This window comes from Streptococcus raffinosi (assembly GCF_030284685.1).
Taxonomy (GTDB): Bacteria; Bacillota; Bacilli; order Lactobacillales; family Streptococcaceae; genus Streptococcus; species Streptococcus raffinosi.
On sequence record NZ_JASUZV010000008.1, the window covers coordinates 77,641 to 102,024 of the forward strand.

Below are 24,384 nucleotides of genomic sequence, written 5' to 3' on the forward strand. Positions count from 1 at the left end.
ACTTCTAGACGATTTAGTCAGATTCTCTGGTCGTTTCAGTTTCTTGTGCAGTTTTTTCAACTTTTTTAGCAGATTTAATAGTGATATGACCCTTGGATGTCATGACTGCCTTGAGATCTTTTTCATTTGGATTTTCAAGGTAGAAGTCGGTAATGGCATCCTCAATATAATCTTGGATGGTACGGCGAAGTGGTCGAGCACCCATCTTAGGGTCGTAACCAAGGTCAACCAATTTTTCTTTGACTTTTTCAGTCACACTAAAGTGGATACCGTTATTGGCCAAGCGCTGGTTGACGCTATCAAGCATGAGGTCCACAATAGTTAGGAGGTTTTCCTTACTGAGGGCAGAAAATTCAACAATACCGTCAAAACGGTTCATAAATTCAGGACTAAAGAAGTCTCCGAGTTGGTTCAGCACAGAGTTAGTGCGATTCTCACGAGCAGCTCCAAAACCAACACTAGCTTCAACTTTACCAGTACCGGCATTTGATGTCATGATAATAATGGTATCTTTGAAGCTTACAGTGCGACCTTGTCCATCAGTCAAACGACCATCATCAAGAACTTGAAGGAACATGTGAAGCACGTCTGGGTGAGCTTTTTCAACCTCATCAAGAAGAATGAGGGAATAAGGGTTACGGCGGACTTTTTCAGTTAACTGACCAGCTTCGTCATAACCTACATATCCTGGAGGGGCACCGACCAACTTAGCAACAGCGTGTTTCTCCATGTATTCGGACATGTCGAATCGAATCATACTATCTGCTGATCCAAAGAGTTCAATGGCCAATTGTTTAGAGAGTTCAGTTTTACCGACCCCAGTAGGACCTACGAAGAGGAAACTACCAATTGGGCGATTTGGTGCGCCAAGACCAACACGATTACGACGGATAGCTTTGGCAATCTTATCAACTGCGGCATCTTGTCCAATAACATGCGACTTAAGGTCATCAGCAAGGCTAAGAAGTTGTGATTGTTCTTTTTCTTTAAGGTCACCGACAGGAATGTTTGTTTTTTGTTCCACAATGGCTTCGATATGTTTTTCAGTGATGACAGGCATATCTTGGTCACTGATGGTTTGTTTTTGCATTTCCTTGTATTTGGCAATTTGATCACGGAAATAAGCAGCCTTTTCAAAGTCTTCGTCACGAGTGGCTTGAGCTTTGAGATTTTCCGCTTCAATCAAACGTTTATCAATATCTTTAGGATCAACAAAGTTAAGGGTCAAGTTCATCTTAGAACCAGCTTCATCAAGAAGGTCAATGGCCTTGTCTGGTAAGAAGCGGTCTTGAATGTATCGATTGGACAATTCTGCGGCTGCCCTGATAGCTTCGTCCGTATATTTGACATGGTGGTAGTCTTGGTATTTAGGTTGAATACCATGCAAAATTGTAATGGTTTCTTCAACGGTTGGTTCATCAACCTTAACCGGTTGCATACGGCGTTCGAGGGCAGCATCCTTTTCGATAATGCGATATTCGTTAAGGGTTGTTGCTCCGACAAGTTGAAGCTCGCCACGAGCAAGAGCAGGTTTTAGGATATTTCCAGCGTCCATATTGCCATCACCAGCATTACCAGCTCCTACAATTTCATGGATTTCATCGATAAAGAGGATAACATCCTGACGTTGACGAATTTCTTCCATGAGTTTTTGCATGCGTTCTTCGAATTGACCACGGATACCAGTACCTTGGACTAGGCTGACGACATCAAGACGGATAACTTGCTTGCCTTGGAGTTTTTGAGGTACACTACCATCAACGATTTTTTGAGCGAGACCTTCAACAACGGCTGTTTTACCAACACCAGGTTCACCAATAAGAACAGGGTTGTTCTTGGTACGTCGGTTAAGAATTTCTATAACACGAATAATTTCTTCATCACGACCAATGACAGGGTCAATATCTCCACGACGGGCAATGTCTGTGATATTAATTCCAAATTCCTCAAGTAAACCTTGTGGTTGTTGAGGCGCCTGTTGGCGAGGTCCTCCTGGACGTCCTGGACCCTGTGTATTGCCACCGTTTCCTCGGTTTCCACCTTCCTGTGTTGGTGGTGTATTTGGAAGGTCTCCGTTTGAAGAACGGAAGTTGTTTAGGTCGCTGAAGAAATCATCAAAGAAGTTGGACCCCCCTGTTTGATTGAATTGATTGAGTGGGTTCTCAGGGTCAGATTTCATGATTTTATAACAATTTTGACAGAGGTCAACTTGTTGCTGATTACCATTTACGTTGGTATACAAATGGATACTAGCTTCATTTAGGTTACAGTTTTGGCAGAGCATATCAGTACCTCTTTCTATCTGGATTTGAAAGGACTCTTTTTTGAAGATAACTTGGTCAAAAAAGGTCAAATCTATGTCTCCATTATAGCATGCAGTAGTAATATTGCAAGCAAAAAGCATTAGGGTTTGGCACTCTGTATAACTAAGTGCTAATTTTGAATTAAAATACAAAAATACTTGCATATTATACAAAAATAGACTATAATACCTTTTATATTATTCAGAATGAAAGTGAGAGCCCTATGACATTAGTAACATCCTTTTTGAAAGAAATTGACTTCACTAAACAGGAACTGGAAGAATTAATTGCGCTATCTCTTAAATTTAAAGAGTTGAAGAAAAATAGAATTCCTCATAAGTATCTAGAAGGGTTAAATATTGCCCTACTTTTCGAAAAGACATCAACAAGAACACGTTCAGCCTTTACTGTAGCTGGTCAGGATCTAGGGATGAATGTGACCTACCTTGGTGCAGGTGATATTCAGCTTGGTAAGAAGGAATCTGTAATTGATACAGCTAAGGTGCTTGGATCAATGTTTGACGGGATTGAGTACCGTGGTTTTAAACAAGAGGATGTTGAAGACTTGGCTAAATACTCTGGTGTTCCGGTCTGGAATGGTTTGACAGATACTTGGCATCCGACTCAGATGATTGCGGATTTCATGACCTTGAAGGAGCACTTTGGTAGTCTAGAGGGCTTGACCATTGCTTATATTGGAGATGGTCGTAATAATATGGCAAATTCACTTTTGGTGACATCGGCTATCTTGGGCGTTAATGTTAAGATTATCGCTCCAGAGGGTTTACAGCCTGAGGATGATATTGTTGCCCTAGCTCATAAACATAATAATGGTGCTGATTTAACCATTACAGATGATATTTCAGAAGTTAAGGGAGTGGATATGCTCTACACTGATGTCTGGGTTTCTATGGGAGAAGAAGTGGACTTTAAATCTCGTATTGATTTGCTTCTACCTTATCAGATAAATGCAGACTTACTTGCCAAAACGGAAAATCCAGATGTCATCGTTATGCATTGCCTTCCAGCCTTCCATGACCTTAATACTCAAATTGGACAGGAAATGTATGACAAATATGGTTTGGCAGAGTTAGAAATTACAGATGAGGTCTTCCAAAAATACACTGACATCATCTTCCAAGAAGCTGAGAACCGTATGCATTCTATCAAGGCTATCATGTACAATTCCTTGAAAAATATTTAAAATTCCCCCATTTTTTCCGTAAGTGTGATAAAATAAGTAAGAAATACACAATTAATAGGAGAAATAACATGGAATCACATTTGGTGAGAATCATTAACCGTCTTGAAATGATGGCGGCTGATGGTGGTAATTTAAAACGTAATTTTGAACGTGAAGGAGTAGTTGTTGCCGAAGTATCATTCAGCAATGATCCAGAAAATGGTCCAGTTTTCACATTGCGTGATGTTGAAGCTCGTGAATCTTATTCATTTGATAGCATTGACTTGATTGCAATGGAAATCTACGACTTGCTTTACTAATCAATAACTTGAAACCGACTCTTTTTAGACTAGGGGTTTCAAAATCGTTAATGGGAGTGGGAAAGAGCATGTAAAATTGTTCTTACTCACTCTTTTTTGATTTTTATGTCTTTAAGCTACTTTTTATACTGAAATATCGCATTTATAAGAAAATACTTTATTATTATGCATCCTTCTGATATAATAATGAGGAATATTAATAAGGAGTATCTTGATGAACTTTTCATTTTTGCCACAGTTCTGGTCTTACTTTAACTATGGTGTCTTAGTAACAATTATGATTTCAATCTGCGTGGTCTTCTTTGGGACCATTCTTGGGGTTTTGGTATCCCTGATTAAGCGTTCTGGAATCAAGCCATTAGAGTGGCTCGTAAGCCTTTATGTTTGGGTTTTCCGTGGAACGCCTATGGTTGTGCAAATCATGATTGCTTTCAACCTCATTCATATGAACCTTCCAACGGTTCAGTTCGGAATTTTGAACCTTGATTTGTCACGTATCGTTCCTGGTATTATTGTCCTTTCTTTAAATAGTGGTGCCTATATCTCTGAAAGTGTGCGTGCGGGGATCGAGTCTATTCCGAAAGGACAGGTCGAAGCAGCCTATTCACTTGGTATTCGTCCATGGAATACCATGCGTTATGTGGTTTTGCCTCAGGCTATTAAAAATATTTTGCCGGCCTTGGGTAACGAGTTCGTAACGATTATCAAAGATAGTTCGCTCTTGCAAACCATCGGCGTTATGGAATTGTGGAATGGTGCACAGACTGTTGCGACAACAACTTACTTAACATTGACACCGCTTCTGTTCGCAGCCTTCTACTATTTGATTGTGACAACGGCTATGACAGCTCTTTTGAAACAAATGGAAAAACGACTTGGGGAGGGAAGTAAATAATGGCAAAAACAATTATTGAGATTAAAAATCTTCACAAGTATTTTGGTAAAAACGAAGTTCTCAAGGGGATTGATTTAGATATTAAAAAAGGTGAGGTAGTGGTTATCATTGGTCCTTCAGGATCTGGTAAATCAACCTTCCTACGCTCAATGAACTTACTTGAAACGCCTACAAAAGGTGTAATTTCCTTTGAAGGTGTGGATATTACAGACAAGAACAACGATATTTTCAAAATGCGTGAAAAAATGGGAATGGTTTTCCAACAGTTTAACCTCTTCCCAAATATGACGGTTAAAGAAAATATTACCCTCTCTCCGATTAAAACTAAGGGAATTTCTAAAGCTGATGCTGAAGCTAAAGCCTTGGAACTTTTAGATAAGGTTGGCTTGAGAGAAAAGGCGGATGCTTATCCAAGTAGCCTATCAGGTGGTCAGCAGCAACGTATTGCGATTGCGCGTGGTTTGGCTATGGATCCAGATGTTCTCTTGTTTGACGAACCAACTTCTGCCCTTGACCCTGAGATGGTTGGTGAAGTACTTGCGGTTATGCAGGACCTTGCCAAGTCTGGGATGACTATGGCTATCGTTACGCATGAAATGGGCTTTGCCTATGAAGTGGCGGACCGTGTTATCTTCATGGATGGTGGTGTTATCGTAGAAGAAGGGACACCACAAGAGATTTTTGACCATACGAAAGAAGAACGTACAAAGGATTTCTTGAGTAAGGTATTGTAAGACAGAGATTAAATCTTGTTTGTGAAGGCTGGAATTATTCCAGTCTTTTTTGCTGTTTTACTTTTCTAGAATCATTCTTGTTTAGGGCGATTTTACGGAAACAATGGATAATTATGCTATAATGATGCCATACCAAAAATAATATAGAAGGTCAAGAATTATGCTTATATATGACACGGCCTTAAAAACCCCTTATAGGATTCTTGGAATTAACCTTCCTAAAGATAGTCTTTTGCACCTATCTAACTTAGGGTTAGCTCCTGGTGAAACCATTGAGGTGGTAACTAAGACCAAAAACAGTGCTATTATTATAGTGAAAGGGAGTCGCTTAGCCTTTGATGCATCAATTCTAGATAAGATTGATTTGACACCTGCTGAGGAAAATGAGGAGAAAATACCTCTCTCTGAACTACCAGTTGGGCGTTCTGCCATCGTCACTGATATTTTCGCAGCTAATGAAACCAAGCGTCGTCTCATGGATATGGGAATTACAAAGCGCACACGGGTTTTATTGCGTAAGGTAGCCCCTTTGGGAGATCCTCTAGAAATTAGCTTGAGAGGGTATGAATTAACCCTACGCAAGTCGGAAGCGCAAATGATTAGTGTGGTCATGCTGGACGAGGGAGAGGGAAAATGACAGAAATTGCATTAATAGGTAATCCTAATAGTGGTAAAACCAGTTTATTTAACCTGATAACAGGGACCAATCAGCGTGTTGGTAACTGGCCGGGTGTTACTGTAGAACGAAAAAGTGGTCTGGTTAAAAAGCATAAAGATATCGAAATTCAGGATTTACCTGGGATTTACTCTATGTCACCCTATAGTCCTGAGGAAAAGGTGGCGCGTGACTATTTACTCAGCAAAAAGGCTGATAGCATCTTAAATGTGGTTGATGCGACAAACTTGGAACGTAACCTTTATCTGACAACACAGTTGATTGAAACAGGTATTCCTGTGACCTTGGCTCTTAACATGAGCGATGTTTTAGAAGCTCAGGGAAAAACAATTAATATCGATAAATTGTCTTATCATCTGGGTGTCCCGGTGGTTGCGACTAGCGCTCTCAAACAGACTGGTGTGGATAAGGTTGTGAAAAAGGCAGCTCATACGACGACTGCTACTGTAGGAGACATCGCTTTTCCAATTTATGATGATAAATTAGAAGCTGCCATCTCACAAATTTTGGATGTTTTGGGAAATTCTGTGCCACAAAGGTCCGCACGTTTTTATGCCATTAAGCTCTTTGAACACGATGCTTTGGTTGAGGCTGAACTAGATTTGTCAGCTTTCCAACGTAAAGAAATCAAAGACATCATACGTATCACTGAGGAAGTTTTCACAGAGGATGCCGAATCTATTGTCATTAATGAGCGTTACGCCTTTATTGAACGTGTTTGTAAGATGGCTCAGAGTCAGACAAAAGATTTTGCCTTAACCTTGTCAGACAAGATTGATAAATTAGTAACCAACCGTATTTTGGCTCTCCCAATTTTTGCGGTAGTTATGTATTTGGTCTATTATTTTTCTCTTCAGGGAAAGATGTGGACTGACTGGGCCAGTGATGTCCTCTTTGGCAAGTATGTTCCTGATTTGATGACCTCTGGGCTCACCTATCTTCATGTCCAAGATTGGCTTAAGTCTTTGATTGTTGATGGCGTTGTGGCTGGGATCGGGACGGTACTTGGCTTCCTTCCCCAAATCTTCGTGCTGTTTATCTGCTTAGGTGTGCTTGAAGATATTGGTTATATGAGTCGTATCGCCTTTGTTATGGACCGCATTTTCCGTCGTTTCGGACTCTCAGGGAAATCTTTTATTCCAATGTTGATTTCAACAGGATGTGGTGTTCCGGCAGTTATGTCTAGCCGGACTATTGAAAATGAAAGAGATCGTCGGATTACTATTATGACGGCAACCTTTATGCCTTGCTCGGCTAAATTGGAAATTATCGCTTTGATTGCTGGGGCCTTCTTTCCTCACAATCCTCTGGTGGCTCCAAGTACTTATTTTATTGGGATGGCTGCCATCATTTTATCAGGTATTGCCCTTAAAAAGACGAGCTTTTTGGGTGGCTTGACCAGTCCTTTCATTATGGAGTTACCTTCTTATCATTGGCCTAAGGCTATGTCGGTCTTGCGTTATGCCTTTGGTAAGGCTATGAGTTTTGTGAAACGTGCAGGAACCATTATTTTCAGTTTGACTGTCCTGATTTGGTTCATGTCCAACTATAACTTTATGTTACAGACCGTTGATACAGAAGTGAGTATCTTAGCTACTTTAGGTAAGGGCTTGTCTTGGATTTTTACACCACTGGGCTTTGGAAATTGGAAGGCAACGGTTGCTGCTCTCACAGGTTTAGCAGCCAAGGAGACCGTGGTGGCTACCTTCGGAATTCTCTATCATAACAGTAGTGAAGCTGGTTTGGCTACGGCCCTGCAAGCAGATTATTCAGCTCTAGCTGCTTATTCTTTCTTGATTTTTAACCTGCTTTGTGCACCATGTTTTGCAGCTATTGGGGCTATCAAACGTGAAATGGCTAATCTGAGATGGACGGTTGGAGCGATTAGTTTTCAAACAGGTTTGGCCTATTGTGTCAGCTTGATTCTATATCAATTTGGTCAAGTTCTCCTTTATGGTAAGCCGATAACTCCTTGGACACTTGTAGCAGTCTTGCTTTTAGTGACTATGATTTACTTCGTTGTTCGTAAACCGCGTCAAATTAAGGATAAGATTATTACCTTGGAAAATCTTCAAGAAGCTAATAGTTAGGAGAAGTTGTTATGTCTACATTTATTATTGCCTTTATTATTTTCGCTTTGGCTGGTTTAGGCATCCGTCACTATATCAAAGGAAAAGGATCTTGTGGTGATTGTGAGTGCTCTTGCGCGGTCAAAGAAGAAATGCATAAAGCTAATCATTAATAGAATATAAGAAAATGATCTCTTATTTAGATAAGAGGTCATTTTTACTTACAATTGTAAGGGATGTATAAAGATTGCCTAAGAGAAAGTGTGATATGATGACATTGAAAAAATCTAGCTTGATTTAACAAAGGAGAAATGAAAGGAATGACATTGAACAGAGAGATTGTCCTAATTCACGGTACCTGGTGTGATGGCAATGTTTGGGGAGAATTTGCGACAGGTCTACGTCAAATGGGATATAAGGTGCATACACCTAGCTTTCGTTACCATGACCTACCTTATCAAGAGTGTCTAGCTAAGGTTGGGACAGTGACTTTGCAGAATTACCGAGATGATTTGGTGGACTTGATTGAAAGTTTAGATCAACCGCCACTTATTTTGGGACACTCTTTAGGATGTTTGGTGGCACAGATGGTTGCCGAAAAGACGGAAGTAGCTGGTATGATTCTTATGGGACCAGCACCTACGGCAGATATTTTTGCCTTTTACCCAACCATGCTGGCTTGTTTTGGTAAGCATTTTCTACGCTGGGGCTTTTGGAAAAAGGCTATGCCTCCTTATAAAAAGGAGTTTTTCAAGTATTGTATGAATGAACAAGAAGAGTATTTGAAAGAAGAAGTTTTTGCGACATTAGTTCCAGAATCAGGCAAGGTTTACACCCAGATGGCTCTTCCTTGGTTCGATAAAACGAAGGCAGCTTACGTGGACTTTAGTCAAATATCTTGTCCTGTTCTCGTGATTTCTGGAACCAGGGACAAGATGACTCACCCTAATATTGCAAGAAGAACAGCAAAGAACTACCATGATTCGGTGCTTATTTCACTAACTGGTGCTGATCATATGTATGAGAGTGGCAAATTCCAACAAAAGACCTTATGTGCCATTAAAGGATGGAGCCAGCAAAATAGTTTTGTCAATTAATAGCGAAAACGAATCAAAAAGGTTGAAACAGTGTTTCGGCTTTTTTAGTACTCAAATGTGAATTGTTTTTTTGAAAATTTTGAAAATTAAGTCACAAAGAGCCTTCCCTATGGTATAATTGAAAAAAAGTATGTATTGGAGAACACACATGGTGATAATGATGGACGGTAAAGCCCTAGCTCTGAAAATGCAGAATCAATTGCAAGAAAAGGTGGCTCGTCTTAAAGAAAGTGAATGGATTGTACCAGGATTGGTCGTTATTATGGTTGGAGACAACCCTGCTAGTCAGGTTTATGTCCGTAATAAGGAACGTGCGGCTATTAAGGCAGGTTTCCATAGCAAGACGGTCAATCTTTCAGAGAGAATAAGTGAAGAAGAATTGATTGAGGTCATTGAAAAGTACAATCAAGATCCGCTTTTCCATGGTATCTTGGTACAATTACCACTACCTAACCATATCAATGAAATGCGTATTCTCTTGGCAATTGATCCTAAAAAGGATGTTGATGGATTCCATCCTATGAATACGGGGAATCTTTGGAATGGACGTCCTCAAATGGTGCCGTGTACTCCTGCAGGTATTATGGAAATTCTTCGTGAGTACAATGTTGAATTGGAAGGTAAGACAGCAGTTATTATTGGACGTAGTAATATCGTCGGCAAGCCTATGGCTCAGCTTCTTTTGGAAAAAAATGCCACAGTAACTTTGACCCACTCAAGGACACCACATTTGGCGAATGTTTGTAACAAGGCAGACGTCTTGATTGTGGCCATTGGACGTGCAAAATTTGTCACAGAAGACTTTGTCAAAGAGGGTGCTGTTGTCATTGATGTGGGAATTAACCGTGATGAAGAAGGCAAACTTTGTGGCGATGTTGATTTTGAAGGTGTGAAAGATAAAGTTGGCATGATCACGCCTGTTCCAGGTGGTGTAGGCCCTATGACTATTACCATGCTTATGGAACAGACCTATCAAGCTGCTCTTCGTAGTGCGAAAGGATAGCTTATGAAAGTAGATGGCGATTTAGCTAGGCAAGTGATTAGACCTCGTTTGAGAGAGTCTCATAAGGGATCTTACGGTCGTGTGCTTTTAATTGGTGGCCTCTATCCATATGGTGGTGCCATCATTATGGCTGCTATTGCCTGTGTCAATAGTGGGGCAGGCTTGGTTACGGTAGCGACCGATCGTGACAATATCACAGCACTTCATGCCCATCTTCCTGAGGCTATGGCTTTTGATTTTGGAGAAAGGGACAGGCTTCTTGACAATCTTAGGGCTGCAAATGTGGTTTTAATTGGCTCAGGTCTAGGTGAGAGTGATGCAGCTCGTCAGGTCTTGGATTTGGTCCTGGCAAATATTAGACCTGATCAGAACCTGGTTGTTGATGGTTCAGCTCTCAATCTTTTGGCTAAGAAAAATAAGAAGGACTTACCAGATTGTCACCTTACTCTCACCCCGCATCAAAAAGAATGGGAACGCTTGTCTGGTTTTAGGATTCCAGAGCAGACAGTTTCCAACACTCAAAAAGCCTTGGGAGAGTTCCAAGCTGGGACAATCCTGGTTGCCAAGAGTCACAAGACGGCTGTCTATCAGGGTGAAAAAGTAGCTCATTTAGAAGTTGGTGGGCCTTATCAAGCCACAGGAGGAATGGGAGATACCTTAGCTGGTATGATTACTGGTTTTCTGGCCCAGTTCGCTTCAATTGATCGCTATAAGGCTGTCACAGTAGCTACCTGGCTTCACTCAGCTATCGCTGATGATCTGGCTAAAAATGCCTATGTGGTTTTGCCGACACATATCAGTAAAGCCATCCCTAGCTGGATGAAAAAGTTGTCAATATAATCTAAAAAACGTGTCTTATATTGAGGCAAGTTTTTTTAGATTTCGACATTTTTTTAAGATTGCTGAAGCTTATTTGTGATAAAATAAAAGAGAATTTTTATGAGAACATAGAGGAAAAAAAGTGACATCATTTTCGAAAAAACTCAGTCAAAAATGGGAAAAACGGCGCCAAAAACAAAAAGAAAAACGAGCGAATAAACCTAGAAAGCCAGTAAACATCTCACGTCGTGTTTACTTGCTTTTTGGTGTAGTCTTTGTCCTTTTTTTGTTGCTTTTTGCACGTTTGACCTATATGCAGGTTTATAACAAATCGTTTTATACTAAGAAATTAGAGGATAACTCCAAGTATACGGTTAGAATTGCAAGCGAACGTGGGCAAATCTTTGATGCCAAGGGGGTTGCTCTTACTACCAATCAGAGCAAGGACGTTATCACCTTTACACGTAGCAATTTGGTGTCATCAGATACTATGAAGAAGGTCGCTGAAAAGTTAGCGACCATGGTAACACTAACGGAGACGAAGGTAACAGCACGCCAGAAACGCGATTTCTATCTAGCGGATTCTGCCACCTACAAACGTGTGGTTAACGATCTTCCAAAGGACAAGAAAACAGATAAGTTTGGTAATAAATTAGCTGAAGCTACTATTTACAACAATGCTGTTGATGCCGTTCCTGATGAAGCAGTGGATTACACTGAGGATGAGCTTAAGATTGTCTACATTTACTCACAGATGAATGCTGTTTCTAATTTCTCAACAGTCACATTAAAGACGGGCGAATTAACACCTGATCAGATTGCGATTGTAGCGGCTAAACAAAAGGAATTAAATGGTATCACGGTTGCTAAGGATTGGGAACGTCATACAGCTGATTCAGCCTTATCTCCTCTGATTGGTAAGGTTTCAAGCTCAGAAGCAGGCTTACCTCAGGAAGATGCCAAGGAATACCTTAAAAAAGGCTATGCCCTCAATGACCGTGTAGGAACCTCTTATCTAGAAAAAGAATATGAGGAAAAACTGCAAGGAAAACATACGGTTCGTGAAATTACTGTAGACAAAGAAGGAAAGGTCGACAGTGATAAAATCACGCAAAAAGGTAGCAAGGGTAACAACCTGCAGTTAACTATTGACCTCAATTTTCAAAAGGGTGTTGAAGACATCCTAAGTCAACAACTTTCTTCAGAAATTGCTGAGAATAAGGCGACTTATTCTGAGGGAATGTATGCGGTGGTACTGAATGCAGACACCGGTGCTGTACTTGCTATGGCAGGGCAAAAACATGAACAAGGAGCACAAGATTTTAAGGCCAATGCCTTAGGAACAATCACTGATGTCTTCGTCCCAGGATCTGTTGTTAAGGGAGCAACCTTAACTGCTGGTTGGCGTTCAGGTGCCATTTATGGAAATCAGGTCTTGACTGACCAACCCATCAACATTGCCGGTTCAGCCCCTATCACATCTTGGTTTACAGACCAAGGTAGCCGTGCTATTACCGCGACACAGGCTCTAGAATACTCATCAAATACCTATATGGTGCAGATTGCAATTAAACTACTTGGCCAACAGTATGTTCCAGGTATGGCCTTGTCGACTGACAATATGGATAAGGCCATGACGACACTTCGTGATACCTACGCTGATTTTGGTATGGGGGTATCTACAGGACTTGATTTGCCTGGAGAATCAGAAGGTTATATTTCTAAGAATTACAATGTAGCCAACGTCTTGACAGAAGCTTTTGGTCAGTACGACTCTTATACAACTATTCAATTGGCTCAATATGTTGCTTCAATTGCAAATGGTGGTAAACGTGTAGCACCTCATATTGTGGGAGGTATCTATGATGCTGGCACAAATGGTAGCTTAGGAACTCTAGCTTCAACGGTAGATACACGTGTATTAAATACCTTACCTCTTGATTCTGAGCAGATGGGGATTATCCAACAAGGCTTTAATGATGTCGTTAATTCCGGTTCTAGCCTTGCGACTGGTAAAGCTATGGCAAGTTCTATCATTCCAATTAGTGGTAAAACAGGGACAGGCGAAACTTATGCAACGGATGCTTCCGGTAACTCTGTAACAACGATTAACCATAGTGCCGTGGCCTATGCGACTGCCAAAGATGGTACGAAGTTGGCTGTTGGAATCATGTATCCACATGCTCTAGACGGGGAGAGTAAGGCTCATCAAAATGCGGTCAAAGCTATCATGGAACTTTATCAAAATACTCACTAAATATGAAAATCTCTTGTGCCTTGCACGAGGGATTTTTCTGTGATATAGTGTTTGAGTATTTGTTCTTGGGTAAAGACATATCCATGACAGTGACAAAAGATAAGAGATGAATAAAATCATATAAAGAACAGGAGACCTTCATGCTTTATCCTACTCCAATTGCGAAGCTGATTGATAGTTTTTCAAAACTCCCTGGAATTGGGGCTAAAACAGCGACACGCCTAGCTTTTTATACCATTAGCATGTCTGATGAGGATGTCAATGATTTTGCCAAAAACCTTTTGGCTGCTAAGCGTGAATTGACGTATTGCTCAGTTTGTGGGCGTTTAACGGATGACGATCCCTGTAATATCTGTACCGATGAGACTAGAGACCGTACTAAGATTTTGGTTGTCGAGGACTCAAAAGATGTTTCAGCTATGGAAAAGATTCAGGAATATCATGGCCTTTACCATGTACTTCAAGGTCTTATTTCACCAATGAACGGTATAGGGCCTGATGATATTAATTTGAAGAGTTTGATTACTCGTTTGATGGATAGTAAGGTTGAAGAAGTCATTATTGCAACCAATGCTACAGCCGATGGTGAAGCAACAGCCATGTATATTTCCCGTGTCCTCAAACCAGCCGGCATTAAGGTAACCCGTTTAGCACGTGGTTTGGCTGTTGGTTCTGACATTGAATATGCTGATGAGGTGACCTTGTTGCGAGCAATTGAGAATCGTACAGAACTTTAAAAAGTCATTTAACGATGGCTTTTTTCGCTATTTGTCGGATTTTGATACTGAAAGTTTTTAATAGTAAGGTGCTGATGCAGAAATGTAGGGACAAAGAAGTTAAAGAGTTCTTTGAAAAAACAGTTTTTCTCATGGTCTAAATCAATAAAGGCTTGCTATATCATATTCTTAATAAAAGAAGCAGACAATTAGGCTTAAGTCTGCTTTTTCTGTATCCTTGTGATATAATGAAGTGATTGATATTGGACCGGAGTTAATCTGGGGCGATATTAACTGTGATTAAGTATTTGTAATAAAAAGCTAATTTGTTAGTGAAAGGAAACGAACGGTTCTGTCCTAAAACTGGAATCAGTCGTTCGGAAAGATATGCTATGTATGTTGAAATGATTGACGAGACTGGACAGGTCTCTGAAGAAATAAAAAAACAAACCTTGGAGTTACTTGATTTTGCAGCGCAAAAACTTGGTAAGGAAGACAAGGAGATGGCAGTTACTTTTGTAACTAACGAACGTAGTCACGAATTGAATTTAGAGTATCGTGATACGGACCGCCCTACTGATGTGATTAGTTTGGAGTATAAGCCAGAGGTAGATATCACTTTTGATGAGGAAGATTTAGCGGAAAATCCAGAATTGGCTGAAATGATGGGAGAATTTGATAGTTATATCGGTGAACTCTTTATTTCCGTTGATAAGGCTCACGAACAGGCTGAAGAATATGGACATAGCTATGAGCGTGAGATGGGCTTCTTAGCTGTTCATGGCTTTCTTCACATCAATGGGTATGACCATTACACCCCTGAAGAAGAAGCGGAAATGTTTGGATTACAGGAAGAAATTTTAACTGCTTATGGACTTACGCGACAATAATCCACAGAAAAAGTGGAAAAATAGAGAATTTACAGCAAGTTTTGAGTTTGCTCTGACAGGTATAATTACGGCTATTAAAGAAGAACGTAACATGCGCAAGCATTTGGTTTCTGCTGTTTTAGTGGTACTAGCTGGCTTGATTTTTCGTGTATCTGCGATAGAATGGCTTTTTCTCCTGCAGGCGGTTTTTCTAGTAATTGCTCTTGAAATTGTCAATTCTGCCATTGAAAATGTGGTTGATCTGGCTAGTAATTATCACTTTTCTATGTTAGCCAAAAATGCTAAAGACATGGCAGCGGGAGCTGTCCTTGTCGTATCTTGTTACGCACTCATCACTGGTATGATTGTTTTCATACCTAAAATTTGGAACTTAATTTTTAACTAGAACTAAAGAGAAAGAAAGTAAATGACATTTAAATCAGGTTTTGTGGCCATTCTTGGCCGTCCTAATGTAGGAAAATCTACCTTTTTGAACCATGTTATGGGGCAAAAAATTGCAATCATGAGCGATAAAGCTCAAACAACCCGTAATAAAATTATGGGAATTTACACAACAGACAAGGAACAGATTGTCTTTATCGATACACCGGGTATCCACAAGCCTAAGACGGCTTTAGGGGATTTCATGGTGGAATCTGCTTATTCAACCCTTCGTGAAGTGGATACGGTCCTCTTTATGGTTCCAGCCGATGAGCCTCGTGGTAAGGGCGATGATATGATTATCGAACGCCTTAAGCAAGCCAAGGTACCCGTTATTTTGGTGGTTAATAAGATTGACAAGGTCCATCCCGACCAGCTCCTTGAGCAGATTGACGATTTCCGTACCCAAATGGATTTCAAGGAGATTATTCCAATCTCAGCCCTTCAAGGAAACAATGTCTCTCACCTTGTGGATGTTTTGAGTGACAATCTTGAAGAAGGTTTCCAATATTTTCCATCAGATCAGATTACAGATCACCCAGAACGTTTCTTGGTGTCTGAAATGATTCGTGAAAAAGTGCTACTCTTGACTCGTGAAGAAATTCCGCACTCAGTTGCTGTTGTTATTGATTCGATGAAGCGTGATGAAGAGACGGATAAGGTTCACATTCGTGCGACGATTATGGTTGAGCGTGATAGCCAAAAAGGTATTGTCATCGGTAAAAAAGGTGCCATGCTCAAGAAAATTGGTACCCTTGCTCGTAAAGATATTGAACTCATGCTTGGGGACAAGGTCTTCCTTGAAACCTGGGTTAAGGTTAAGAAAAATTGGCGGGATAAAAAACTTGATTTGGCCGATTTTGGTTATAATGAAAAAGAATACTGAGAAAAAGCTGAGCACTTGCTCGGCTTTCTTGCTAGAAGGAGGAGCAGATGCCTGAGTTGCCTGAAGTAGAAACGGTTAGACGTGGTTTAGAAAGACTGGTCCTAGGGCGAACTATTTTATCGGTTGAGGTCAAGGTCCCAAAGATGGTAAAAACGTCCTATCAAAGCTTTCTAAATGAATTACCTAGTCAGAGGATTCAAGCCATGCGACGTAGGGGAAAGTATCTCATTTTTGATTTTGGTCAGTTGATTATGATTTCCCATTTGCGCATGGAGGGAAAATACCTGCTGTTTACAGACCAGGTTCCTACCAACAAACACTTTCACTTATTTTTTAAGTTAGATGATGGCTTTACACTTGTCTATCAGGATGTTCGCAAGTTTGGGACTTTTGATTTACTATCTAAAAATCAAGAGGAAGCTTATTTTACGAAGAAAAAGCTTGGTCCTGAACCTACTAAGAAGGCCTTTAAATATGCATCGTTTGAGAGAGCTTTAATGCGTTCCGACAAGCCTATTAAGCCCTTACTCTTGGACCAGAAATTAGTGGCTGGGCTAGGAAATATCTACGTTGATGAGGTGCTTTGGGCAGCCAAGGTTCATCCAGAGACGCCAGCAAGGGAACTCAGCAAGGCAGCCATGAAACGAGTTCACGATCAAACGATTACCATATTACAGTTGGGGATTGAAAAAGGTGGTTCCACTATAAGGACCTATCGTAATGCCCTCGGTGAAGACGGGACCATGCAGGATTATTTGCGGGTTTACGGAAAGACAGGGCAACCTTGTCCACGTTGCGCAAGCACGATTGAGAAAATCAAGTTAGGAGGAAGAGGAACGCATTTGTGTCCTCATTGTCAAAAACGATGATTATAGGATTAACAGGAGGCATTGCTTCAGGAAAATCAACCCTTGTTGAAATGATTAAAGAGGCAGGTTACAAGGTCATTGATGCCGATCAACTGGTGCACGACATGCAGGCCAAAGGGGGCAGGTTGTATCAAGCCTTGCTTGATTGGTTGGGAGAGGCTATCCTTCTTTCTGATGGAGAATTAAATCGTCCTAAGTTAGGGCAATTAATCTTTTCAAGTGAAGAGATGCGGCATCAATCTGCTGAAATTCAGGGAAAAATTATCCGAGAAGAGTTGGCAGCCAAAAGAGATTGCTTGGCCAAGAAAGAGGACGTCTTTTTTATGGATATTCCCTTACTGATTGAAAATGATTATCAGGATTGGTTTGACCAGATTTGGTTGGTGGCGGTGTCTCCTGAGGTCCAGCGCCAACGCCTGATGAAAAGGAATCACTTAAGTGCTGAGGAAGCAGACATGCGTATTGCTAGTCAAATGCCTTTATCCGAAAAACTGCCGTATGCTAGTTTAGTTATTGATAACAACGGGAGCATTGATGATTTGAAGGAAAAGGTGAAGAGTGCCATCAAAGATTTAGCTAACCTCCTATAGTTAGTCATTGTGTTATAATGGATAGTGAATTTTAGAAAGAAGATGATGATTTGCGCCAAAAAGAGCTTAAAACCGCTGATTGGCAACGAAATCTTAAAATTGCTTGGATAGGAACTTTTTTTACTGGGGCTAGCTTTTCTATTGTCATGCCTTTCATGGCTCTCTATGTTGAAGAATTAGGGGTTAAAGGCGCTATGGTAGAATGGTATGCTGGTTTATCTGTCGCTCTGTCTGCCCTAGCTTCAGCCTTGGTTTCACCAGTTTGGGGACGCTTGGCGGACCGTTATGGCCGAAAACCCATGATGATAAGAGCCAGTATGGTCATGACCTTTACAATGGGAGGCTTAGCCTTTGTGCCTAATGTCTTCTGGATGCTTTTCTTGAGAATCTTGAATGGCTTGTTTGCAGGTTATGTGCCAAATGCAACAGCCTTGATTGCTAGTCAAGCTCCTCAGCAACGTTCTGGCTATGCCCTGGGGACCTTGTCCACGGGTCTCACGGCAGGTGTCTTGATTGGCCCTTTGCTAGGTGGTGCCTTATCTGAGGCCTTTGGAATGAGGGGAACCTTTTTATTGGTTGGACTCATTTTGTTTATTTGCTGCCTCTTGACTATCTTTGGTTTGCGCGAGGACTTCCAACCGATTGAAAAGGGAGAGATGATGAGTCTTTCACAAGTATTTGCTAAAATTCCAAGCAAATCACTTTTAATTGGGCTCTTTGTGACTAGTATGATTATCCAGATTTCTGCCCAATCAATTGCCCCAATCTTGGCGCTTTACATTCGTTATTTGGGTCAAAGTGATAATATCCTCTTTTACTCAGGGTTAATTGTGTCCGCTATGGGCTTTTCAAGTCTTTTAAGCACTCCTTATTTAGGCCGACTGGGTGATCGCATTGGGAATCATCGTTTGCTCTTGATGGGGTTATTTTATAGTTTTCTCTTGTATTTCCTTTGTGGTTTTGCAGGTTCAGCCTTGCAACTGGGCCTTTTACGCTTTGCCTATGGTTTTGGTGTAGGTGCCCTGATGCCGAGTGTCAATTCTTTATTGACCAAGATGACCCCCAAAGAAGGAATTTCAAGAATATTTAGCTTTAATCAAAGTTTTTCATACATTGGACAAGTTTTAGGTCCTTTTGTGGGTTCAGCGGTTGCTACAGGACTGGGCTATCGTTGGGTTTTCTTTGTGACAGCAGCCATCGTCTTTGGAAATTTTGTTTGGTCCTTAATCATCTTTAGAAAATCGCTAGGAGTTAAGAATATAGGTGAGAGTTAAAATCAATTTAAAGTGTAGTGAGTGTGGGAGTATCAATTACCTCACAAGTAAAAATAAACAGAATCATCCTGAAAAAATTCAGGTTCCAAAATTCTGTCCAAAGGATAGAAAAGTAACCTTACATGTTGAATCTTAAAGGGTTCTATGGTAGAATAATAAGGACATTTTCGGAGGAATAACTATGTACGACTTATTATTAACGCTGCTCTTGGTGATGTCAGCTATTATTGTGATTGCGATTTTCATGCAGCCACAAAAAAACCCAAGTAGCAATGTCTTTGATGGTGGTGGGTCAGAAGCACTATTTGAACGTAGTAAACCACGTGGTTTCGAAGCCTTTATGCAACGCTTTACAGGAATCTTGGTTTTTCTATGGATTGTAGATGCAATCGTCCTTTCCATTCTCTCAAGTAAGTAATGAGCTGACTGAGGTTGGCTCATTTTTTGCGTTATGGTCACTAGAAAAAAGGAAATCATGAAAGAAACTATTATAAATTACTTGAAAGAGCATGGAAAATCCAGTGTTAATGACATTGCCCATGCTCTTAATCAGGCTGGGGGAGAAAAGTTTCCACAGCTCATCAAGGCTATTTCAGCCATGGAAAGTAAGGGCCAGCTGCGTTTTAACAAAGACGGTTCGGTGTCCTTGCGACCAAAGAAAGAGCATCCCAATCAAGTTACTGTCGAGGGTGTTTTTCGTGCCAATAAAAATGGTTTTGGCTTCCTACATGTTGATGACAATGAAGATGATATGTTCATCGGACGTAATGATGTTGGCCATGCCATTGACGGTGACACTGTTGCTGTAGTTATTAAAAAGCCAGCCGACCGTTTGCGTGGGACAGCTGCCGAAGCACGTGTTGTTGAAATTGTAGAACACTCGCTCAAGACTGTTGTAGGGAAATTTATCCTTAGCGACGAGAAAGAATCTTATGCTGGTTACATTAAGTCTAAGAACCAAAAGATTCAGCAACCAATCTATATCAAGAAAGAACCGGTTGCCCTTGATGGGACCGAAATTATCAAGGTTGATATTGAAAAATACCCTAACCGTCACTACGATTATTTTGTAGGAAGTGTTCGTGACATTATTGGTCATCAGGGAGATACTGGTATTGATGTCTTGGAAGTCTTGGAATCAATGGATATTGTTTCAGAGTTTCCAGAGGATGTCATGGCTGAAGCAGAAGCTGTGCCAGATGCACCTAGTCAGGAAGACCTCCTTGGTCGTGTTGACCTTCGTCAAGAAGTGACTTTCACTATTGATGGAGCCGATGCCAAGGACTTGGACGATGCGGTCCATATCAAACGTTTACCCAATGGTAACTTTGAACTCGGTGTCCACATTGCCGATGTGTCCTACTATGTCACTGAAGGTTCAGCTCTTAACCGTGAGGCCGTAGCACGTGGGACTTCAGTTTATGTGACAGACCGCGTGGTTCCAATGTTGCCGGAGCGTCTGTCAAATGGTATTTGTTCACTAAATCCCAATGTTGATCGTTTGACTCAGTCAGCCATTATGGAGATTACTCCAAAAGGTAAGGTGGTTAATCATAAGATTTGTCAATCTGTTATTAACACAACCTTCCGTATGACCTATAGCGATGTCAATGAGATGTTGGCTGGAAATCCAGAAAAAATTGAGCGGTTTAAGCCAATCATGGATTCTGTATCAGCTATGGCAGAACTCCATAAGATTTTAGAAGACATGCGTGAGCGTCGTGGTGCCCTTAACTTTGATACATCTGAAGCTCGTATCTTGGTAAATGAGAAGGGGATGCCAGTGGATATCGTGGTGCGTGAACGTGGAACAGCCGAGCGAATGATTGAATCCTTCATGTTGGCTGCCAATGAATGTGTAGCTGAGCACTTTGCTAAGGCTAAGTTGCCATTTATCTACCGTATCCACGAGGAACCTAAAGCCGAGAAATTGCAACGTTTCATGGACTACGCCTCTATCTTTGGTGTTCAAATCAAGGGAACTGCCAATAAGATGGATCAGCTAGACTTGCAAGAGTTCATGGCTCGAGTGCAGGGTAAACCTGGGGCGGAAGTTATGAACATGATGTTGCTTCGTTCAATGCAACAGGCCCGTTATTCAGAACACAACCACGGGCACTATGGCTTGGCAGCTCAATATTATACTCACTTTACTAGTCCAATCCGTCGTTACCCGGACCTCTTGGTTCATCGAATGATTCGTGAATACACCAACAATTTGTCTCAAGAAACACGTGAACATTTTGATGAGGTAATTCCTGAATTAGCGTCATCATCTTCAACACTTGAACGTCGTGCCATTGATGCTGAACGTGTCGTTGAAGCTATGAAAAAAGCAGAATACATGGAAGAGTATGTTGGACAAGAATTCGACGGTATTGTCGGAAGTGTGGTTAAATTCGGTATGTTTGTGGAATTGCCAAACACCATCGAAGGTTTGGTTCACATCACGACCTTGCCAGAATTTTACAATTACAATGAACGTACCATGACGCTTCAAGGAGAGAAAACAGGTAAGACTTTCCGTGTTGGACAACCTATCCGTGTTAAATTGACACGTGCAGACAAGGAAACTGGAGATATTGATTTTCAATACCTTCCAAGTGAGTATGATATCATCGAAAAAGTGGATCATAAGGCCCGTCAAGAACGTGAAGAAAAGGCTAAAGCCTTCCGTCACAGAGGCCCTCGTCGTGACCGTCAAAATGGGGATTTCAATCGTCGTGGTAAGGGTGGCGATAATCGTAACCGTCAAGATAATAATGGCCGTAAAGGGTCTTATGACGATAAACGTAAGTCATCTAAGAAGCCAGACAAACGTAAGAATCAAAACCGTCCTCATAATGATAATAAGGGACGTGAGAGTGGTCGTCGTAAGAAAAAAGGCAACAAACCTTTTTACAAGGATGTAGCTAAAAAACGAAAATAGGATGAGAATGGAGGGACTGCTATGCCAAAGGGTGAAGGCAATGTTGTTGCTCAGAATAAAAAGGCGAGACATGACTATAGTATCGTTGATACTATTGAAGCAGGAATCGTGCTAACAGGAACGGAAATTAAGTCTGTTCGTGCGGCTCGTATCCAGTTAAAAGATGGCTATGCCCAAATCAAAAATGGTGAGGCCTGGTTACTCAATGTCCATATTGCCCCTTTCGAACAAGGAAATATTTGGAACCAGGATCCAGACCGTATCCGAAAATTATTGCTTAAGAAAAAGCAAATCGCCAAACTTGCAAACGACCTTAAGGGAACAGGTATGACCTTGGTTCCTCTTAAGGTTTACCTAAAAAATGGTTTTGCCAAGGTCTTGCTTGGTATTGCCAAAGGGAAGCACGATTACGATAAACGTGAATCTATCAAACGCCGTGAACAAGAGCGTGATATCAAACGTGTTATCAAGAGCGTTAACCGTTAAGACAGCGATCATCTAGGACCATTCAAGTCTTAGATGATTTTTTGCTTTTTAGCTTTAAGAAATGATATAATGGAAATGCCGTATGGTCTTTTTGTTAGGGTGTCTTTTGATGAGCACCTAACGATAGACTTGATCTTATGTAAGGAGATTAGCGATGCCAGTAAATGCAAAAACAAAATACAAGGCAAAGAAAACGAAGATTGTTTTCTTTGATATTGATGATACGCTTCGTGTCAAGAAGACAGGTTACATTCCTGAATCTATAAAAGCTGTTTTTAAGGGTCTTAAAGAAAAAGGAATCTTGACAGGGATTGCGACAGGACGTGGCTATTATGGTGTGGTTGAGGAAATTCGTGACCTAGAGCCAGATTATTTTGTAACCATTAATGGAACCTATGTGATTAACCGTAAAGGCGATGAAATCTACAATCATCCCCTTCCACGTGAGATTACAGAAGCCTTCGTTGCATGGTGCAAAGAGATTGGGATTGCCTGGGGGTTTGCAGGTAAGGATAAGCCAGTTGTTTCAGAGCGTTCAGATTTGATTGATAATGCTATGAAACCAGTCTATGGTCTTTGTGATGTGGAGCCAGACTTTCACTTGTCGAATGATGTTTACCATATGTGGACTTTTGCGGAAAATGATGGTGACCTTGAATTACCTGAAGAACTGGCATCCCATGTCCGTATGGTACCTTGGCACGAACACTCATCAGATGTGGTGGCCAATGGTATCTCAAAAGCTTCTGGTGTTGGTCATGTCTTGGAACATGAAAATCTTAAACCAGAAAATGCTATGATGTTTGGTGATGGTCCAAATGATATGGAAATCTTTGACTATGTTGGTCTTAAGATTGCCATGGGTAATGCCACACCAGAACTGAAAGAAAAAGCAGATTACGTTACAGGAACAGTAGAAGAAGATGGCATTTTCCATGCCTTGGAGGAACTCGGATTGGTAGAAAAAGAACTTCATTTCCCACAACTTGACTTGGATTCAGTAGAAGGGCCAGTCGCAACGATTAAAACAAATCACGGCGATTTGGCCATCAAACTTTTCCCTGACCATGCGCCACTAACCGTTACTAACTTTGTCAATTTGGCTAAAAGTGGTTACTATGATGGTGTAATCTTCCACCGTATCATCAAGAACTTTATGATTCAAGGTGGTGACCCAACTGGTACTGGTATGGGTGGCGAATCGAGCTTCGGTGGTAGCTTCCAGGATGAATTCTCTAAAGAACTCTACAACCTTCGTGGGGCGCTCTCTATGGCCAATGCTGGACCAGATACTAATGGTAGTCAATTCTTTATCGTTCAAATACCAGAAATCCCATATTCTAAAAAAGAATTGGAGCGAGGTGGTTGGCCAGCACCAATCGCTGAAGCTTATGCTGAAAATGGGGGAACACCTCACCTTGATCATCGCCACACAGTTTTTGGTCAATTGGTAGATGAAGCTTCTTATAAGGTACTTGATGAGATTGCGAGTGTCGAAGTTGGGCCACAAGATAAGCCACTTGAAGATGTTATTATTGAAACAGTCGAGGTAGCAGACTAAAATGAAAATTGGAGACAAGCTTAAGGGTGTTATCACAGGCATCAAGCCTTACGGAGCCTTTGTTTCCTTGGAAAATGGTACCACAGGCTTGATTCACATCTCAGAGATTAAGACAGGTTATATTGACAACATCTACAATACCCTAAAGGTAGACCAGGATGTCTTGGTTCAGGTCGTTGATTTTGATGAGTTTACACAAAAGGCTAGTCTTTCTTTGAGAACACTTGAAGAAGAAAAAAATAAAATTCCTCATCGCCACCGTTTCTCAGATAGTCGATTGAACTATGGTTTTAAGCCCTTAGCTGCAGCCATGCCAGAATGGATTGAAGAAGGCCTTGACTATCTTCGACAAGAACGTGAAAAGTAGAATAGTAAAAGCTGACTCGTAGTGGGCCAGCTTTTTTGTA

The 24,384-nt window shown here is 41.0% G+C and carries 25 protein-coding genes; 24 read left to right on the forward strand and 1 reads right to left on the reverse strand.

Going from position 1 to position 24,384, the window contains the following annotated elements:
• Nucleotides 1–13 precede the first annotated feature (13 nt).
• Nucleotides 14–2,284 carry an ATP-dependent Clp protease ATP-binding subunit gene (locus QRD39_RS06615; protein ID WP_285956071.1) on the reverse strand — a complete coding sequence of 757 codons (2,271 nt, stop codon included), beginning with the start codon at nucleotides 2,282–2,284 and terminating at the stop codon, nucleotides 14–16.
• 242 nt (nucleotides 2,285–2,526) lie between these two features.
• On the opposite strand from QRD39_RS06615, the gene argF reads away from it, so the two are divergent.
• From argF to QRD39_RS06735, 24 genes are all read left to right on the forward strand, one after another.
• Nucleotides 2,527–3,507 carry an ornithine carbamoyltransferase gene (argF, locus tag QRD39_RS06620; protein WP_285956054.1) on the forward strand — a complete coding sequence of 327 codons (981 nt, stop codon included), beginning with the start codon at nucleotides 2,527–2,529 and terminating at the stop codon, nucleotides 3,505–3,507.
• A gap of 68 nt (nucleotides 3,508–3,575) precedes the next feature.
• Complete coding sequence (locus QRD39_RS06625; protein ID WP_002885970.1) at nucleotides 3,576–3,806, forward strand: DUF1797 family protein; 231 nt, start codon at nucleotides 3,576–3,578, stop codon at nucleotides 3,804–3,806.
• 214 nt (nucleotides 3,807–4,020) lie between these two features.
• A complete protein-coding gene (locus tag QRD39_RS06630; protein WP_285956055.1) occupies nucleotides 4,021–4,701 on the forward strand; it encodes an amino acid ABC transporter permease in 681 nt (226 codons plus the stop codon).
• Entirely contained in the window at nucleotides 4,701–5,435 is a 735-nt protein-coding gene (locus tag QRD39_RS06635; RefSeq protein ID WP_002889049.1) for an amino acid ABC transporter ATP-binding protein, read from the forward strand. The genes QRD39_RS06630 and QRD39_RS06635 overlap by 1 nt, the downstream gene beginning before the upstream one ends.
• Before the next feature lie 160 nt (nucleotides 5,436–5,595).
• Nucleotides 5,596–6,072, forward strand: coding sequence for a ferrous iron transport protein A (locus QRD39_RS06640; RefSeq protein WP_285956056.1), 477 nt, complete (start codon nucleotides 5,596–5,598; stop codon nucleotides 6,070–6,072).
• Entirely contained in the window at nucleotides 6,069–8,201 is a 2,133-nt protein-coding gene (gene feoB, locus QRD39_RS06645; protein WP_285956057.1) for a ferrous iron transport protein B, read from the forward strand. The genes QRD39_RS06640 and feoB overlap by 4 nt, the downstream gene beginning before the upstream one ends.
• Nucleotides 8,202–8,212: 11 nt before the next feature.
• On the forward strand, nucleotides 8,213–8,353 hold the full coding sequence (locus tag QRD39_RS06650) for a FeoB-associated Cys-rich membrane protein (protein WP_021145777.1): 141 nt from the start codon (nucleotides 8,213–8,215) through the stop codon (nucleotides 8,351–8,353).
• 147 nt (nucleotides 8,354–8,500) lie between these two features.
• A complete protein-coding gene (locus QRD39_RS06655; protein WP_285956058.1) occupies nucleotides 8,501–9,277 on the forward strand; it encodes an alpha/beta fold hydrolase in 777 nt (258 codons plus the stop codon).
• A 148-nt stretch (nucleotides 9,278–9,425) separates the two neighbouring features.
• On the forward strand, nucleotides 9,426–10,280 hold the full coding sequence (locus tag QRD39_RS06660; protein WP_008534097.1) for a bifunctional methylenetetrahydrofolate dehydrogenase/methenyltetrahydrofolate cyclohydrolase: 855 nt from the start codon (nucleotides 9,426–9,428) through the stop codon (nucleotides 10,278–10,280).
• Between the two features lie 3 nt (nucleotides 10,281–10,283).
• On the forward strand, nucleotides 10,284–11,120 hold the full coding sequence (locus QRD39_RS06665) for an NAD(P)H-hydrate dehydratase (protein WP_285956059.1): 837 nt from the start codon (nucleotides 10,284–10,286) through the stop codon (nucleotides 11,118–11,120).
• 121 nt (nucleotides 11,121–11,241) lie between these two features.
• Nucleotides 11,242–13,356 (forward strand): penicillin-binding protein PBP2B, encoded by a 2,115-nt coding sequence (gene pbp2b, locus QRD39_RS06670; protein ID WP_285956060.1) that lies wholly within the window; start codon nucleotides 11,242–11,244, stop codon nucleotides 13,354–13,356.
• Nucleotides 13,357–13,496: 140 nt separating this feature from the next.
• Entirely contained in the window at nucleotides 13,497–14,093 is a 597-nt protein-coding gene (gene recR / locus QRD39_RS06675; protein WP_285956061.1) for a recombination mediator RecR, read from the forward strand.
• 371 nt (nucleotides 14,094–14,464) lie between these two features.
• Nucleotides 14,465–14,962, forward strand: coding sequence for an rRNA maturation RNase YbeY (gene ybeY, locus QRD39_RS06680; RefSeq protein ID WP_002889029.1), 498 nt, complete (start codon nucleotides 14,465–14,467; stop codon nucleotides 14,960–14,962).
• On the forward strand, nucleotides 14,943–15,347 hold the full coding sequence (locus QRD39_RS06685; protein WP_002889028.1) for a diacylglycerol kinase family protein: 405 nt from the start codon (nucleotides 14,943–14,945) through the stop codon (nucleotides 15,345–15,347). The genes ybeY and QRD39_RS06685 overlap by 20 nt, the downstream gene beginning before the upstream one ends.
• 21 nt (nucleotides 15,348–15,368) lie before the next feature.
• The gene (era, locus tag QRD39_RS06690; RefSeq protein ID WP_008534103.1) at nucleotides 15,369–16,268 is read left to right on the forward strand and encodes a GTPase Era; all 900 of its coding nucleotides are present in this window, start codon (nucleotides 15,369–15,371) and stop codon (nucleotides 16,266–16,268) included.
• A gap of 47 nt (nucleotides 16,269–16,315) precedes the next feature.
• A complete protein-coding gene (gene mutM / locus QRD39_RS06695; RefSeq protein ID WP_285956062.1) occupies nucleotides 16,316–17,137 on the forward strand; it encodes a DNA-formamidopyrimidine glycosylase in 822 nt (273 codons plus the stop codon).
• Nucleotides 17,134–17,727 carry a dephospho-CoA kinase gene (coaE, locus tag QRD39_RS06700; protein WP_285956072.1) on the forward strand — a complete coding sequence of 198 codons (594 nt, stop codon included), beginning with the start codon at nucleotides 17,134–17,136 and terminating at the stop codon, nucleotides 17,725–17,727. The genes mutM and coaE overlap by 4 nt, the downstream gene beginning before the upstream one ends.
• A 50-nt stretch (nucleotides 17,728–17,777) precedes the next feature.
• The gene (locus tag QRD39_RS06705) at nucleotides 17,778–19,001 is read left to right on the forward strand and encodes a multidrug efflux MFS transporter (protein WP_489753828.1); all 1,224 of its coding nucleotides are present in this window, start codon (nucleotides 17,778–17,780) and stop codon (nucleotides 18,999–19,001) included.
• Nucleotides 18,991–19,137, forward strand: a complete 147-nt coding sequence (gene rpmG, locus QRD39_RS06710; RefSeq protein ID WP_002890443.1) for a 50S ribosomal protein L33 — start codon at nucleotides 18,991–18,993, stop codon at nucleotides 19,135–19,137. The genes QRD39_RS06705 and rpmG overlap by 11 nt, the downstream gene beginning before the upstream one ends.
• Nucleotides 19,138–19,182: 45 nt before the next feature.
• Nucleotides 19,183–19,419: a preprotein translocase subunit SecG gene (gene secG / locus QRD39_RS06715; protein WP_002889016.1), complete on the forward strand. Its 237-nt coding sequence runs from the start codon at nucleotides 19,183–19,185 to the stop codon at nucleotides 19,417–19,419.
• A gap of 57 nt (nucleotides 19,420–19,476) precedes the next feature.
• Nucleotides 19,477–21,930, forward strand: coding sequence for a ribonuclease R (gene rnr, locus QRD39_RS06720; protein WP_285956063.1), 2,454 nt, complete (start codon nucleotides 19,477–19,479; stop codon nucleotides 21,928–21,930).
• A gap of 21 nt (nucleotides 21,931–21,951) precedes the next feature.
• Nucleotides 21,952–22,416: an SsrA-binding protein SmpB gene (smpB, locus tag QRD39_RS06725; RefSeq protein WP_021152149.1), complete on the forward strand. Its 465-nt coding sequence runs from the start codon at nucleotides 21,952–21,954 to the stop codon at nucleotides 22,414–22,416.
• A 154-nt stretch (nucleotides 22,417–22,570) separates the two neighbouring features.
• Nucleotides 22,571–23,977, forward strand: coding sequence for a Cof-type HAD-IIB family hydrolase (locus QRD39_RS06730; protein ID WP_285956064.1), 1,407 nt, complete (start codon nucleotides 22,571–22,573; stop codon nucleotides 23,975–23,977).
• Between the two features lies 1 nt (nucleotide 23,978).
• Nucleotides 23,979–24,344, forward strand: coding sequence for a S1 RNA-binding domain-containing protein (locus QRD39_RS06735; RefSeq protein WP_285956065.1), 366 nt, complete (start codon nucleotides 23,979–23,981; stop codon nucleotides 24,342–24,344).
• Nucleotides 24,345–24,384: the final 40 nt, after the last annotated feature.